Origin of the sequence: Thalassoglobus sp. JC818 (assembly GCF_040717535.1) — a bacterium.
GTDB lineage: Bacteria > Planctomycetota > Planctomycetia > Planctomycetales > Planctomycetaceae > Thalassoglobus.
Window position 1 is genome coordinate 718,372 of sequence record NZ_JBFEFI010000002.1, and the last position, 13,395, is coordinate 731,766.

Sequence of the window (13,395 nt, forward strand, 5' to 3'; positions counted from 1 at the left end):
AGGCACGGATGCCGCTCTCGCGATGACAACTGTGGAGAGAACTTGTGTGCGGTCGCTTTAATCTTCGAATCACCGCCGCCGATTTGGAATCGCTCTTTGGGACAACGGAGCAGGGGATACGCTCCAAGCCTGACGAGTTCGATTCCTGCTTGACCCGGTTCAACATCGCTCCCACTCAAAAGTCGATTGTCTGTCACCTCGGTGAGTCCGGATCTCCCGTTGTGACTCCAATGCGGTGGGGACTGATTCCGTCCTGGGCCAAAGATCTGCGAATCGGGGCGAAGATGATCAATGCCCGATCGGAGACCGTCGCCGAAAAACCGTCGTTCCGTACTGCTTTCAAGCGGCGAAGATGCCTCATACCCGCGAGCGGATTCTATGAATGGAAACGCAACGGGAAGGAAAAACAACCGTTCCATATCCATCAGACGGACGATTCTCCATTCGTGATGGCGGGGTTGTGGGAAGTTCTGAAGCAGACTGCCGGACCGGATTCAGATGAGCCGTCAGAGATTCTCTCGTTTACCATTTTGACAGCTGCGGCCAACTCGTTTATGTCATCCATTCATGACCGAATGCCGGTGATTCTAAATGAAGAATCAGCAGCTGTGTGGCTTGATCACGAAGTCGAACCGACCGCGCTGAATGAGCTTATTCAGCCATTTGAGTGGGAGAATTTTGAGGCGGTCCCGATTTCTTCGACAGTCAACAATGCCCGCAACGAAACGCCTGACTGTTTGATTCCGCTCTCACAGAACTGACGAATCGTGCTTGTATTGGGTATCTCAATGAGATGACTCTTGTGAATACGTTGCGCATGACCGGACGGTTTCCCAGAGGCTGACTTCGAGAACTGGCAGCCCGTGTTCTCGTGCTTGCTCGTAAATGAGCTTTGCGATGTTTTCTGCGGTCGGATTGTCAGGAATGACGAACAGGGGCTCTCCCTGCTCCATCAGAAAGGGGAGAATGGGATCGCGTTCGCAGAGGATCATGCGATGGTCGAGATTATCTTCGATCCAGCATCGAACACGTCTTTTGATATCGGTGAAATCGATCAACATCCCGCGATCGTCCAATTTCTCTCCCTGGAGGACGATCACGGCTTTCCCATTGTGGCCGTGCAGGTGTTTGCACTTCCCGTCGTAATTGAGCAGGCGGTGACCGTAACAGAAGTCAATTTCCTGCGTGACGCGAAACATGTCGGCAGTCCATTCAATGCGTATCTAAAGGCAGTCGGTTCAGGTTCCGTGGTGACGAACGGGAACTCACAAAATTGTAGGCTCGAGAAACTCACGACTCAAACAGGCGTGCAATGTGGCGGGTGCGATCTCAGAGAGCAAGTTTGGAAACCAATTGCGTCGACAAACTCTGCAATTCTGCTGGGAATCTCAGTCTCTTGAGATAAACAATCAGGCTGAAAGCGGCGCGGTTGGTTTATTCAAACAGATTCGAATTCACGGACGCTCTGAAACCGTTGATGATCCTCAATCGCAAGAACGGAATCGAAAGAAGCCGCGAATTTTCGTTGAGTTTTCAGTCGTGACGGCGATTGAGTCGCGTTTTTTCCGGAAATCACTGCGAACTTGTTCCTGGAGGTTTGGGTCCAGAAAAGCGTTGAATTTTCGCAGTCAGATGAAGAGTCGGTCAATTTCAGACCGAAAACATCAATGTAAGGCTGTACGTTTTGTCGAGTGGCTCCCTTCGAAAGGATTGGAGTCAAACTTGACGCCGCTCAATCATCGATCTAATCTCATACCTATGAATCACGCATCCGCCATTTCGATCAACCTGCTACTAGGTCTACTTCCTCTCCGGAGGTCTTAGGCTGATGCTCTGATATTATAGACAGACCATTTCACCCTGAGGCTTTCCGAAGCCTCAGGGTTTTTTTGTTTCCTGATTTCCGTTTTCTGCGAGTCTTCGCACCAGTGATTTTTCAGAACCCGATTGTCCACCGAAAGGGACACAATGTCTGACACGATTACCATTTTCGACACCACTCTCCGTGATGGAGAGCAATCTCCGGGCTGCAGCATGGACACTGCTGAAAAACTTGAGGTGGCGAAAGCGCTGGTGGAACTTGGAGTCGATGTGATCGAGGCAGGGTTCCCGATTGCATCCCCAGGCGACTTCGAGGCTGTTCAGAAAATTGCGGAGATGTATGGAGAGCAGTCGACGATTTGTGCTTTGGCACGTTGTCGAAAAGAAGACGTTGATCGCGCCTGGGAAGCTTTGCAGCACGCCAAGAACGCCAGAATTCACGTCTTTCTCGCCACAAGTGCGATTCACCGTGAGTTCAAATTGAAGATGGCCAAGGAGGAAATTATCCGTCGGGCTGTCGAGATGGTGAAGTATGCGAGCGATCAGATGGCGACTCGCAGCGACATCACAGTTCCGAATGTCGAATTCTCACCTGAAGACGCTTCACGAACGGAACTCGATTTCCTCTGCGAGGTTGTGGAAAAAACGATTGATGCGGGAGCCACAACTGTCAACATTCCGGATACCGTTGGCTACGCCACACCAGACCATTTTCGGACTGTGATTTCCTACTTAAAAGCGAACGTTCCCAACATCGATCGTGCGGTCATCAGCACCCATTGTCACAACGACCTCGGGTTGGCAGTTGCCAATAGTTTGGCAGGCGTGGAAGCTGGGGCTCGACAGATTGAATGTACGTTGAATGGATTGGGAGAACGTGCTGGGAATGCTGCTCTGGAAGAAGTGGTTATGGCGTTGAAGACACGTCAGGACTATTTCAAGGTTGAGACCAAGATCAATACCAAGAAGCTCTACCCGACGAGTCGACTCATTTCGAATGTGACCGGAATGGCTGTGCAACGGAACAAAGCGATTGTTGGTCAAAACGCATTCGCTCACGAGTCCGGAATCCATCAGCATGGAATGCTCCAGGAACGGACGACGTATGAGATTATGCGGCCAGAAGATGTCGGCTATGTCGGCCAGAATCTCGTGCTCGGAAAACATAGTGGGCGACACGCTTTCCGTGATCGCATTGAAACGTTGGGATTCTCATTGAAAGATGAAGACTTCCAGAAAGTCTTTGACGCTTTCATCGCTTTGGCGGACAAGAAGAAGGAAATCTACGACTCGGATGTCATTGCACTTGTCGACAATCAGTCGAGTGCTTTGATTGAGCAGGAATGGTCGATCAAAAACTTCCACACTCTCGGTGGAACAGGCACGATTCCGACAGCGACAATCGAGCTTGAGCATGAGACCGGACGAGTTGTGCAGGATGCAGCGACGGGTGATGGTCCCGTGGATGCCGCGTTCAAATGTCTCGAACGTATCACAGGAGTGACTGCGAAGCTGACTGACTACTCGGTTCGAAGTGTTTCCAGTGGAAAAGACGCACTCGGCGAAGTCAGCCTCTCGATCGACGTTGACGGGCTGAATTTCCACGGAAAGGGAGTCAGCACAGATGTGATCGAAGCGAGTGCCTACAGCTACTTGCAGGCATTGAATAAATCACTTTCTCGCACTCGTGGAAGAAGAAAGAGCGAAGAGAAGGGACTCTAAAGAGTGGTCCCGAAACAATTGTCAGTTCAATGAGTGTTGTGAGGAACCGCCTGATTCGCGGGATTCGAAGTTAATTCGAATCTCACTGGGTGGTTTCTCCACACTCGTTTTAACTGACTCCCACAAGCTAACTCAGCTTTCGAATGAGTGAGACGGCGCAAGCGAGCGAATAGGAAAGAGCGACATGCTTTAGAAGTCGAGATCGACGACTCGGCCCATAATGAGGCGGACGTAGCGGGCATCAGTCCAATCGCTTCCGTCGTCGTTCTTGAATGTTGCCTGCACTCGGTAAATGTGATCGAGACCGGGATAGAGTGGGTTGGATTCAAAGTGCCAGACGTTCTCATCTTCTGCGTCGCGAAAACCTTCGATGTTTTGCTCGATCCGCGGTGAATTCATGTCGTGCACAATCACTTCGTAAGCGCCGTTGATATAGACGTCCAGCATGCCTGTTCGCGGATGTTTCTCCACAGGGACAGGTCGCGAAATCATCTGATAGGTGCGGCCGATTGTTCCTGATGGGGGAACAGGTCTGGGCATTGAAGCCAGAGGAAGTTCACGAGGTGCGACTCGTGGTGGAACCGGGTTTACCTCCCAGCCGTTTTCACATGGAGCACAGCGGAAATACCAACCTGGCCCAACCTGATTTGACTGAATTTGCTTGTGGGAACGAATCTGATGATTCGATTGCTGAACGGGGTGCGTGGTCTCTTCTGAAGAAGCGGAATCAGTGGGTCCAGTGATCCAAAGAAGAGTTGCAAGAGCGAGGGGAGTCAGGTTCCTGAGCATAGGTTCAGACTTTCGATAACCGGTGAATAGAACTGTCGCGACAGATTAGATCTGCCGCGACAGGACATTCATGGTCGCCGCTTCGGAGTGAGCGAAGCGGCAAAGTGGTGAGTTATTCAAACGTACCACATCTGATCGTGAAGTCTGTGATCTTCTGAGCGAGGCGCAAATTTCGCGACTCATTTTGAGAGGGGCTGTCGAAGAGTTTCGCCCATTGCTTCAACAGTCACAAATTGATTGTGATGAATTGGTCTCCCGAATCGCACAATCGCTACGACTTGAGCATATTCTGATTTCGTATGCACGATCTCGCACGAGCAAGCACAGTGTTTTAACTTGTGAAACAGCGCAAGCGAGTGCACAGGAAAGAGCAACTTGCTCTATCTCTTTCGTGTCTTGTACTCGGTCAGCTTCCCATCGTTTCCGATTTGAACGGTATAACTGGACCCGTCAGGACGAACGCTTGCCTTGACTCCAATTCCATCACAATTCTCGGTTGGCTCTGAGTTGGCGATGAACTCGGCAGGCGTTTGAGCATCGGCGTCGAGTTTGACGTTGCGATGCAGCTGGTAGAGATGTTCGAGCGACTGACATGACTGAAGAGTGGCGATCGAATCGGGATGGCCTCCCTTGGTTGGGCCATTGCACATGACAGCGACAGTGGGGTCGAGGGCTTTGACGAGTACGGGATTGTTGCTGGTGGGCAATCCGTGATGTGTCACCATGAACAGGTCCACTGTTCCGACCGGGTTGTTTGGAGTCATCAGCTTGGCTTCAATTTCCCATGTCAAATCGCCGCAGCAGAGGAAGCGGAAGTCACCGAACTCAAACAGCAGGCTCAAGCTGCAAGCGTTGTCAGATTCATCTCTCGGACGGTCTTCACTTTCCGAGGCGAAGGGATTCGGTTCGCCAGAGTTCGGAATAACATTGCGGCTGGCAGTCAGAACGGTGACTGACAACGGCGTTCCATTGGAGTCGAGTTCAAAGTGATCGCCCGCTCTCAATGTGTTCGACTGGTTTTGTGTCGCTGCCCGGTAGTCAGCGATGCGGGTGTCGAAGTTTTTATCTTCCTGAAGAGCATCGGGAATCCCGCGATCCCAGAAGTTATGGATGGGGATCAACGAGGAAAGTGTCGCGTGGTTTCCATAGTGATCGACGTGCCAGTGAGAAACGACTGCGTGATCGATATGGTCGAGGTTGGCAAGTTTGACCGTCTCCAGAATCCGATCCCGGTCTCGGCCATTGTTGTCGGGATATCCTGAGTCGATGAGAATCGATTCGCCAGCGGGTGTCACGATGAGAGTTGCTGCACCGCCTTCAACATCGATGAAGTAGATGTCGAGATGCTGGTTCTCTTCTCCTGCTTGAGCAATCGAGACGAGCAGACTGAAGCAGCAAGTGGAAATGAACATCCGGAAACGCATGGGAAATCCTCCTCGAGCACATCGCTCTCGATCAGTGCACGAGCATCAACAGTGAGACTGGATGGTCTATTGTCTTGCTCGTGCGAAACTGAGAACACGAATTCATAAAGCGTCCTCACTGAAGCGAGCTGGAGTTCTGAGATTGGCGAATCCTGTGTTAAAATGCAACAAATGCGAGCAGAACGTCTCAGCCCAAGCTGCTCCAGATGTGAAGGCGATCGCGAGCGAATGTCGGGAGCTCACCCTCAAAAAGGGATAGACATCTCGCAGACGATCCGTTAAGAATGAGAGAACAACACGGGATGCGACCCCAATCGTCGTGCCCCGTGTTGTTTTACATATTTATCAAGGATTCTCGTTGCAAGTGTCAACAACGGGTGACATGAATCGACGAGCAACGATCGACGAGTGACATGGGGCCTGTCGCTCGTGGCAACGACGGTTTCCACTTGTTGCAAGAAGTCTGAAGAGGCAATTCCTCTTCGCGTTACTTGCCTCATCTCAATTCAAAATTTCTCCAATCCATAGAGTTCGAAGAGATAGCGTCATGGTCCAACCGATTACTCGCGAAGGGTACGACAAGCTTAAGAAGGAAATTCAACATCTCGAAAACGTTGTCATGCCCGAGATCGCTGAAAAGATTGCCGAAGCCCGTGCAGAAGGCGATCTGAAGGAAAACGCCGAGTATCATGGGCAACGCGAAGAGCAGGGCCGAATCGCCGCGAAAATTGCGCAACTCAAAACCAGGCTCGCGGACTGCCGCGTCGTCGACAAGTCTGACATGCCTAAAGGGGAAGTGACTTTCGGCTCGACAGTCACGATCATCGACATCGATCTCGATGAAGAAGAGACTTACGAATTCGTCGGCCCTGGAGAAGAGAACTACGATGGGCCAGTCATGAAGATTCTGACTACAAGCCCGATCGCAACTGCGCTCATGGGTAAAAAGGTCGGAGATCAAGTCAGTATCGAGCTGCCGCGAACGACGATGGACGTGAAGATCGTCAAAATTGTCGACCACGGAGAGTAGCGTAGACGGGCTGACAATGTGGCCGTGTGCAGTTTCCCGGTCAGCTTTCAGTCTGACTTGTAGCTGCGGTCCCCGGACTTTTCTCCCCATCGCTTGAAGAGGGAGTGTTCGATTTCGAAATAGTCCAGGGCTTTCCCAATCGTCTGATCGACAATGTCTTCGATCGACTCCGGGTGGTGATAGAATGCCGGCGTGGGGGGGAGAATGAGTGCCCCCAGGTCGGCGGCTTTGAGCATCAGTTCAAGATGCCCCTTGTGTAGCGGCGTCTCGCGGACAGCCAGAATCAGTTTCCGCTTCTCTTTCAGGCAAACGTCAGCTGCACGAACGAGCAAGTTGTCGGCGTAAGAATTTGCGATTCCAGACAGGCTCTTCACGCTGCAGGGGATCACAATCATGCCGTCCGTTCGAAATGACCCGGAAGAAACAGCGGCGGCCATGTTGTCTTCTCGGTAGACAACGTCAGCCAACTTCTCGACATCCTGACAAGAGTAACGCGTTTCGATGGGAATCGTGACTCGTGCTCCTTGGGAGAGGATCAGGTGCGTCTCGACATCGGGAATGTCTCGAAGGTGTTCGAGCGTGCGGATTCCGTAAATGACGGCCGATGCACCGCTCACGCCGATGATGATTCGCTTTTTCATGGCACGGATTCAGTCAGGAGACGCGCGGAAATTGCTTCGACGCGTCGATTGGAACGAGTTCGCGACATTCGTTCGAGGAATGTTCGAGCAAACAATTGAGAGATCTTAGCATGGTCACGTGATTGTTCGACTGCCTGTTCAGAAGAGTTGAAACCGTGGGATGCTTCTGGAATTCACGTGAGGGAATGGATAATTGTCGGGAACAGTTACCACTTGTGGTAAAATGAGTCGATTTTTGTGGAGACCTCGACTTTTACAGTGCGATCAATGTAGCATATGATACAAATTGTTTGCCGTTCACAATGAAATCGAGACACAAATGGAGCTTCGACAAATCGTTCGTTCTGGATTCAGAAGTCACTTTCAAACGGTTCAGCTGTTGCTGATCATAGGCACGTGTTTCTTGTTCGGTTGCGGAGCGAGTTCCACTTCCACAAGTGGTACAGGGAAAAACGACCCACAAGAATCGGGGGCTCAGATCGACGTTGTGACAACGACAGGGATGGTTGCCGAACTGGTCCGCCATGTCGGTGGCGACCGGGTAACTGTTAAGCAGATCATGGGGGCTGGAGTCGATCCGCACCTTTACAAAGCGACTCGTGATGACGTTCAGAAGATTATGCAGGCCGACCTCGTCTTCTATTCCGGCCTCATGCTGGAAGGCAAGATGGCGGATGTCTTCGTGAAAGTCGCGAGATCCAAGCCAGTTTACGCGGTCACAGAATTGATTCAAGAAGATCAGCTGCTAGAACCGGAAGGGGCCGAAGGGCATCTTGATCCACATGTCTGGATGGATGTGGCTGCCTGGTCGCAATGCATCGATGTCGTCGAAAAGGCGTTGTCCGACTACTCACCTGCGCACGCTTCGGAGTTTCAATCTCGAGCAAACGAATACCGCACGCAGTTGGAGAAGCTGCATGAATACGGAAAGACGTCAATCGCGACGATTCCGGAGTCGAGTCGAATTCTGATTACGTCTCACGATGCTTTCAATTACTTTGGACGAGCCTATTCACTGGAGGTCGTTGGTGTCCAAGGTTTGTCGACGGAATCCGAAGCGGGTTTACAACGTATCAATGAGTTGGTCGATCTCATCGTCGACCGTAAAGTGAAGGCAGTCTTTGTGGAAAGCAGTGTGTCACGGAAGAATATCATGGCTCTCGTGGAAGGAGCACAGTCCAAGGGACACACCGTCGAGATCGGAGGAGAGCTTTTTTCTGATGCAATGGGTCCTGATGGAAGCTACGAAGGGACTTACGTGGGGATGCTTGATCACAACATCACCAGTGTGACGAAAGCTCTGGGAGGAACGGTCCCAGACGGACAATTCCGAAAACAAGACGTTTCAAGCGAGTCGTCGGCTGTTCGATCGGTCGATTGAAAGACAGTGGTCGCCAACACATTGAGGGAAACAGAGAATCAGGTCATCAAAATGAACGAGGAGATTCCGCTCGCAGTTTCAGATTTGACAGTTGCATATCATCGTAAACCGGTCATCTGGGATGTGGGTTTTGAACTTCCTGCGGGTTCATTGATTGGTGTTGTCGGACCAAATGGAGCAGGCAAAAGTACGCTTCTCAAAGCGGTGATGGATTTGACTCCTCGGGCATCCGGAAAAGTGTTGGTTTACGGAAAGTCGTATCGCGAGAATCGTCGCCGTGTTGGATACGTGCCTCAACGAGAAAGTGTCGACTGGGACTTTCCTGTCGACGCACTCGATGTTGTCACCATGGGCCTGTATGGCGAAATTGGCTGGTGCCTTCCGGTGCGAAGAAAACATCGTCAGGCAGCCATGGAGGCACTCGATCGTGTGGGGATTGCCGACTTCGCAAAACGACAGATCAGTCAGCTTTCGGGAGGACAGCAACAGAGAGTTTTTCTCGCTCGAGCTCTTGTGCAGGATGCTGACCTCTATCTGATGGATGAACCGTTTGCAGCTGTCGATGCAGCCACCGAGCGTGCCATCATCGACATTCTTGGAGAGATGAAACAGAGTGGAAAAACCGCTGTCGTGATCCATCACGATCTTCAGACTGTCCCGGAGTATTTCGATTACGTGGTGCTTTTGAACATGCGGGTTGTGGCACACGGCCCGGTCGAGGATGTCTTCACGAATGACAATCTGCAAAAGACGTACGGAGGACGACTGACGTTGCTCGAGGAAGTTTCCGAAGCGATGCGTCGACGGGAGCGTTCCTTATGATTCGTTGTGGGCGAATCGCCTTGCTTCTCATCGCAACAATCTGGATGTCTGGCTGCTTCTCGCAATACGCAACTGGCGAAGAATCGTCGAGTCTGAATTCGCTGGCAAACGGTGCGGGCAGTTGGCCGACTTGGGAGCAGGTGCGTCGTGTGGTGTTGCTGAAGGACTACAACACTCGAGTGGTTGTTTTCGGAACCACGCTTCTGGGATGCGCCGCTGGGATCGTCGGTAGCTTCACCCTTCTGCGAAGACGGGCACTGATGGGAGACGCTCTCAGCCACGCCACATTGCCGGGGATTTGTATCGCTTTCCTGCTGGCTACGAAACTGGGGTACGACGGGAAATCGCTCACCGTTCTTCTGCTGGGGGCGACGGTCTCCGGGATTCTGGGGATGTTGACCATTCTCTGTATTCGAAAGTCGACACAACTTAAAGATGACGCCGCGCTGGGAGCTGTGCTTTCGGTTTTCTTCGGAGCAGGCGTCGCATTGCTCGGAATTGTTCAGCAGGTTTCAGGAGGCCACTCGGCAGGCTTGGAAGCTTTCATCTACGGCAAAACTGCCTCGATGAACGTCGCGGATGCCAAAACGATCACGCTGGCAGCATTCGGAAGCATTGGGCTCTGTCTTGTGTTCTTCAAAGAACTGAAGCTGCTTTGCTTCGATGAAAAATTTGCAGGCTCTCGCGGATTTCCAGTCATGCTTCTGGACATCCTTCTGATGCTAACTGTTGTCGTGGTGACAATCGTTGGCCTGCAAGCTGTCGGTTTGGTGTTGATGATTGCGCTTCTGGTCATCCCCGCAGCGGCAGCTCGATTCTGGTCGGACGAGATGTCAAACATGGCCTGGATTTCCGCCGGGCTCGGAATGGTCAGTGGAATGCTGGGAGCCGAGTTCAGCGCTCTGTTTTCCCGATTGCCATCCGGTGCGATGATCGTCCTGATCTGCACCGGTTTTTTTGCCATCAGCCTGATCTTCGGCTCGAAGCGAGGACTCTTGATTCGAGGACTGAGAAGAATTCGCCTGAATCGCCGCATCGACCGCGAGCACTTATTGCGGGCGGTCTACGAAAACCTTGAATCGGGAAAAGAGAAAGAAGACGCTGGTGTTTCGTTCGATGAGTTATTGAGAAAGAGGTCCTGGTCGGAACGTCGACTGCGCGGAACGATCCGCCGGGAACAAAGTGCCGGTCTGGTAGCATTCGAAAATCAGTTTGTCACATTGAAATCTCCGGGAATCACAGAAGCCATCCGGCTGACGCGACAACATCGCCTTTGGGAACTTTATCTGATCACGCATGCAGAGATCGCCCCAAGCCGAGTCGACCGCGAGGCGGATATGATCGAACACGTGCTCGATCCGGACATGATTGCCGAGTTGGAATTGCTTCTCGATCGAACTGGTCAGGATGTCCCAGCGAGTCCTCATGAGTTGACAGACTCGTCAGTCAAAGCAGGAGCAGAGGACTGATGAGCATTTTGGAAAACTGGAGTTGGGCCCTCGACGGCTGGATCATTGCAGCAGGAGTTTTGTGTGCGGTCGCATCGGCTCTACTTGGGAACTTTTTAGTCCTCCGTCGCATGAGCATGCTCGGGGATGCCATCAGTCATGCAGTGCTCCCGGGGCTGGCAGCGGCATTCTTCCTGACGGAGAGTCGCAACAGTTGGCCCATGTTTGTTGGAGCAGTCCTGGCGGGTGTTCTGACTGCGTTCTTCACCGAGTGGATTCGAGGAGCGGGAAAGGTCGATGAGGGAGCGTCGATGGGGGTGGTGTTTACTTCCCTGTTCGCTCTGGGACTCATCATGATTGTCCGCGCAGCTGACCATGTTGATCTTGATCCTGGGTGTGTGCTTTATGGCGCGATCGAGATGACTCCGTTGGATCTGGTCGACATCGGGGGATATCTGATTCCCAGAGCTGTTGTCACGCTTTCGGTGGTGACAGTGCTTAATCTGTTGTTCGTAGGGCTGTTCTGGAAGGAGCTGAAGATCAGTTCCTTCGATTCGGGTCTAGCGACAACAGTCGGATTCAGTTCGCGGTTGATTCATTATCTGTTGATGATTCTCGTGGCTGTCACAGCTGTCGCCAGCTTCGAGAGTGTCGGAAACATTTTGGTCGTGGCGATGCTCGTCGTTCCTGCTTCTGCAGCGTATATGCTGACGAACCGGCTCCTGCCGATGATTTTCGTGAGCGTCATTCTCGCGGTCATCTCCGCTGTGACAGGTCATCTGTCGGCGATCATCGTGCCTGGGTGGTTTGGGTTCGAGAGCACAACCACTGCGGGCATGATGGCAGTCAGCGCCGGAGTGATTCTCTTTCTATCGATCGTGTTTAGTCCGAAGAGCGGGGTGCTTATTCGTTTTGTCAGACAGCGTTTACTCGCCTGGCAGATCCTGGAAGAAGATGTCGTCGCGTTTCTGTATCGAATTGAGGAACGCGAACTCTCCATTGATCATGATTTCGAAACGCTGCGAAGCGAACTGCTCGCGGACTTCGTTTCGATGAAGGTCGTTCTGCATCGCCTGGTCTCAGGCTCGCAGCTTGTTGTCAATCAAGGCGAATATAATCTGACGGACCAGGGACGGTTGCGGGCTGAAAGTCTCGTTCGTTCGCACCGGCTGTGGGAAGAATATCTCGTCTCGCACGCGGGGATCGATGCAGATCGCCTCCATCAGAAAGCAGAGCGGCTCGAGCACTTCACTGACAAAGACTTGCGCGAGCGGTTGAATCACGAGACTAACGCTCCTGAGAACGATCCACACGGACGTCCGATTCCTGCGGAACGGGATTCAGCAAAGTCTGATCAAGATTCGCCTTCGTAGTGTTTGGATGTTGCTACAAAAAATCACCCGCTCAATGACTTGGCATCGAACGGGTGATTTGTCGAGTGTGTCGCAATCGGCGACGATTACTCTTCGAATGAGCTCAGTGGCACTTCCACTGTTTCGACTTTTGTGACTTCGCCAGCTTTGACGTTCACGATCCATTTTCGGTTGATGTATCCGGCGTTTTCGTGCCAGACTCGGAATTCGTTTTCGCCTTCTGGAAGGTTCTCGATGGTGAACTTTCCGTTTTCGTCTGTGACAGCGGCGTAAGGATGATCAACGACAATCCACCAAGCTTTCATCCATGGATGAATGTCGCAGACAACCTGCACTGGCAGAGATTCAGCGAGTGGGACTTTGACCTCGACACCCTTCTGATCGTTCGGTTGAACGATGAAGTTCGCTGGTGAGTTTGCAAATGGCGATGAGTGCACGTTGTGTGCGACGCCGTCGCTCGACTTGCAGGTGATGGTCTGGTCGGTTCGAACGACCATCGCGTGCGGAAGGAATCGGCACCCTTTCTGGTCGAACTCAACTGTCTTTTCCTTGCTCTCTTTCAGATCGGGATGAATCGAAGATGCGCGTCGCATGAAGACGACGACGTTGGCGATTCCCTTGTTATCGGCATTGAATGCCATGGCATCATTCGGGACCGCATTGGCAGCACAGACAGCTGCATCTTTCGCGCTGGCGTCGCCTTGAGCTACGAGTGGAGCAACTTCAGGCACGTCCCCTTCCAGAATAAACTGACCTTCGATGGTTCCCCAGCCTTGAGCCTGGACTGTCGTCACTGAAGACGCCAGCACGGCGCAGACACAAAGTGCAGTTCTCAGCATCTCAAATATCTCCGAATTTTTTAGAATGGTTGCAGGTCGACCCTCATGCGTCGCCCGGCAAGATGATGGCAGGACTTCCGATCCGTGTTTTCTGATTATAAACAA

Annotated in this window: 12 protein-coding genes; 7 read left to right on the forward strand and 5 right to left on the reverse strand. The window is 52.1% G+C overall.

What is annotated here, in order from left to right:
• The first annotated feature begins 44 nt into the window (after positions 1 to 44).
• Complete coding sequence (locus AB1L42_RS07235) at positions 45 to 761, forward strand: SOS response-associated peptidase (protein WP_367052931.1); 717 nt, start codon at positions 45 to 47, stop codon at positions 759 to 761.
• 24 nt (positions 762 to 785) lie between these two features.
• Here the strand turns inward: AB1L42_RS07235 and AB1L42_RS07240 are convergent, their stop codons facing one another.
• A complete protein-coding gene (locus tag AB1L42_RS07240) occupies positions 786 to 1,199 on the reverse strand; it encodes a 6-carboxytetrahydropterin synthase (protein WP_367052933.1) in 414 nt (137 codons plus the stop codon).
• A gap of 769 nt (positions 1,200 to 1,968) precedes the next feature.
• Here AB1L42_RS07240 and AB1L42_RS07245 point away from each other — a divergent pair.
• Complete coding sequence (locus tag AB1L42_RS07245) at positions 1,969 to 3,543, forward strand: 2-isopropylmalate synthase (RefSeq protein WP_367052935.1); 1,575 nt, start codon at positions 1,969 to 1,971, stop codon at positions 3,541 to 3,543.
• 189 nt (positions 3,544 to 3,732) lie between these two features.
• Here AB1L42_RS07245 and AB1L42_RS07250 read toward each other — a convergent pair whose 3' ends face one another.
• Positions 3,733 to 4,332 (reverse strand): hypothetical protein, encoded by a 600-nt coding sequence (locus tag AB1L42_RS07250; RefSeq protein WP_367052937.1) that lies wholly within the window; start codon positions 4,330 to 4,332, stop codon positions 3,733 to 3,735.
• A gap of 380 nt (positions 4,333 to 4,712) precedes the next feature.
• Positions 4,713 to 5,756: an MBL fold metallo-hydrolase gene (locus AB1L42_RS07255; protein WP_367052939.1), complete on the reverse strand. Its 1,044-nt coding sequence runs from the start codon at positions 5,754 to 5,756 to the stop codon at positions 4,713 to 4,715.
• A 547-nt stretch (positions 5,757 to 6,303) separates the two neighbouring features.
• On the opposite strand from AB1L42_RS07255, the gene greA reads away from it, so the two are divergent.
• Positions 6,304 to 6,786 (forward strand): transcription elongation factor GreA, encoded by a 483-nt coding sequence (gene greA, locus AB1L42_RS07260; RefSeq protein ID WP_367052941.1) that lies wholly within the window; start codon positions 6,304 to 6,306, stop codon positions 6,784 to 6,786.
• 47 nt (positions 6,787 to 6,833) lie between these two features.
• Here the strand turns inward: greA and AB1L42_RS07265 are convergent, their stop codons facing one another.
• Positions 6,834 to 7,427, reverse strand: coding sequence for a UbiX family flavin prenyltransferase (locus AB1L42_RS07265; protein ID WP_367052943.1), 594 nt, complete (start codon positions 7,425 to 7,427; stop codon positions 6,834 to 6,836).
• Between the two features lie 487 nt (positions 7,428 to 7,914).
• Here AB1L42_RS07265 and AB1L42_RS07270 point away from each other — a divergent pair, with 487 nt between their 5' ends.
• From AB1L42_RS07270 to AB1L42_RS07285, 4 genes are read left to right on the forward strand one after another with little or no spacing between them, the layout of a single operon-like run.
• The gene (locus AB1L42_RS07270; protein WP_367052945.1) at positions 7,915 to 8,808 is read left to right on the forward strand and encodes a zinc ABC transporter substrate-binding protein; all 894 of its coding nucleotides are present in this window, start codon (positions 7,915 to 7,917) and stop codon (positions 8,806 to 8,808) included.
• A gap of 51 nt (positions 8,809 to 8,859) precedes the next feature.
• A complete protein-coding gene (locus AB1L42_RS07275) occupies positions 8,860 to 9,630 on the forward strand; it encodes an ABC transporter ATP-binding protein (protein ID WP_367052947.1) in 771 nt (256 codons plus the stop codon).
• Complete coding sequence (locus AB1L42_RS07280; RefSeq protein ID WP_367052949.1) at positions 9,627 to 11,099, forward strand: iron chelate uptake ABC transporter family permease subunit; 1,473 nt, start codon at positions 9,627 to 9,629, stop codon at positions 11,097 to 11,099. The genes AB1L42_RS07275 and AB1L42_RS07280 overlap by 4 nt, the downstream gene beginning before the upstream one ends.
• Positions 11,099 to 12,451: a metal ABC transporter permease gene (locus AB1L42_RS07285; RefSeq protein ID WP_367052951.1), complete on the forward strand. Its 1,353-nt coding sequence runs from the start codon at positions 11,099 to 11,101 to the stop codon at positions 12,449 to 12,451. Before AB1L42_RS07280 ends, AB1L42_RS07285 begins: the two co-directional genes overlap by 1 nt.
• A gap of 86 nt (positions 12,452 to 12,537) precedes the next feature.
• Here AB1L42_RS07285 and AB1L42_RS07290 read toward each other — a convergent pair whose 3' ends face one another.
• Positions 12,538 to 13,290, reverse strand: a complete 753-nt coding sequence (locus AB1L42_RS07290; RefSeq protein ID WP_367052953.1) for a hypothetical protein — start codon at positions 13,288 to 13,290, stop codon at positions 12,538 to 12,540.
• Positions 13,291 to 13,395 lie beyond the last annotated feature (105 nt).

Excerpts from the sequence above, each read along its gene's own strand:
- AB1L42_RS07240 (WP_367052933.1), bottom strand. The coding sequence starts at position 1,199 with ATGTTTCGCGTCACGCAGGAAATTGACTTCTGTTACGGTCACCGCCTG.
- AB1L42_RS07245 (WP_367052935.1), top strand. The coding sequence starts at position 1,969 with ATGTCTGACACGATTACCATTTTCGACACCACTCTCCGTGATGGAGAG.
- AB1L42_RS07250 (WP_367052937.1), bottom strand. The coding sequence starts at position 4,332 with ATGCTCAGGAACCTGACTCCCCTCGCTCTTGCAACTCTTCTTTGGATC.
- AB1L42_RS07255 (WP_367052939.1), bottom strand. The coding sequence starts at position 5,756 with ATGCGTTTCCGGATGTTCATTTCCACTTGCTGCTTCAGTCTGCTCGTC.
- greA (WP_367052941.1), top strand. The coding sequence starts at position 6,304 with ATGGTCCAACCGATTACTCGCGAAGGGTACGACAAGCTTAAGAAGGAA.
- AB1L42_RS07265 (WP_367052943.1), bottom strand. The coding sequence starts at position 7,427 with ATGAAAAAGCGAATCATCATCGGCGTGAGCGGTGCATCGGCCGTCATT.
- AB1L42_RS07275 (WP_367052947.1), top strand. The coding sequence starts at position 8,860 with ATGAACGAGGAGATTCCGCTCGCAGTTTCAGATTTGACAGTTGCATAT.
- AB1L42_RS07280 (WP_367052949.1), top strand. The coding sequence starts at position 9,627 with ATGATTCGTTGTGGGCGAATCGCCTTGCTTCTCATCGCAACAATCTGG.
- AB1L42_RS07285 (WP_367052951.1), top strand. The coding sequence starts at position 11,099 with ATGAGCATTTTGGAAAACTGGAGTTGGGCCCTCGACGGCTGGATCATT.
- AB1L42_RS07290 (WP_367052953.1), bottom strand. The coding sequence starts at position 13,290 with ATGCTGAGAACTGCACTTTGTGTCTGCGCCGTGCTGGCGTCTTCAGTG.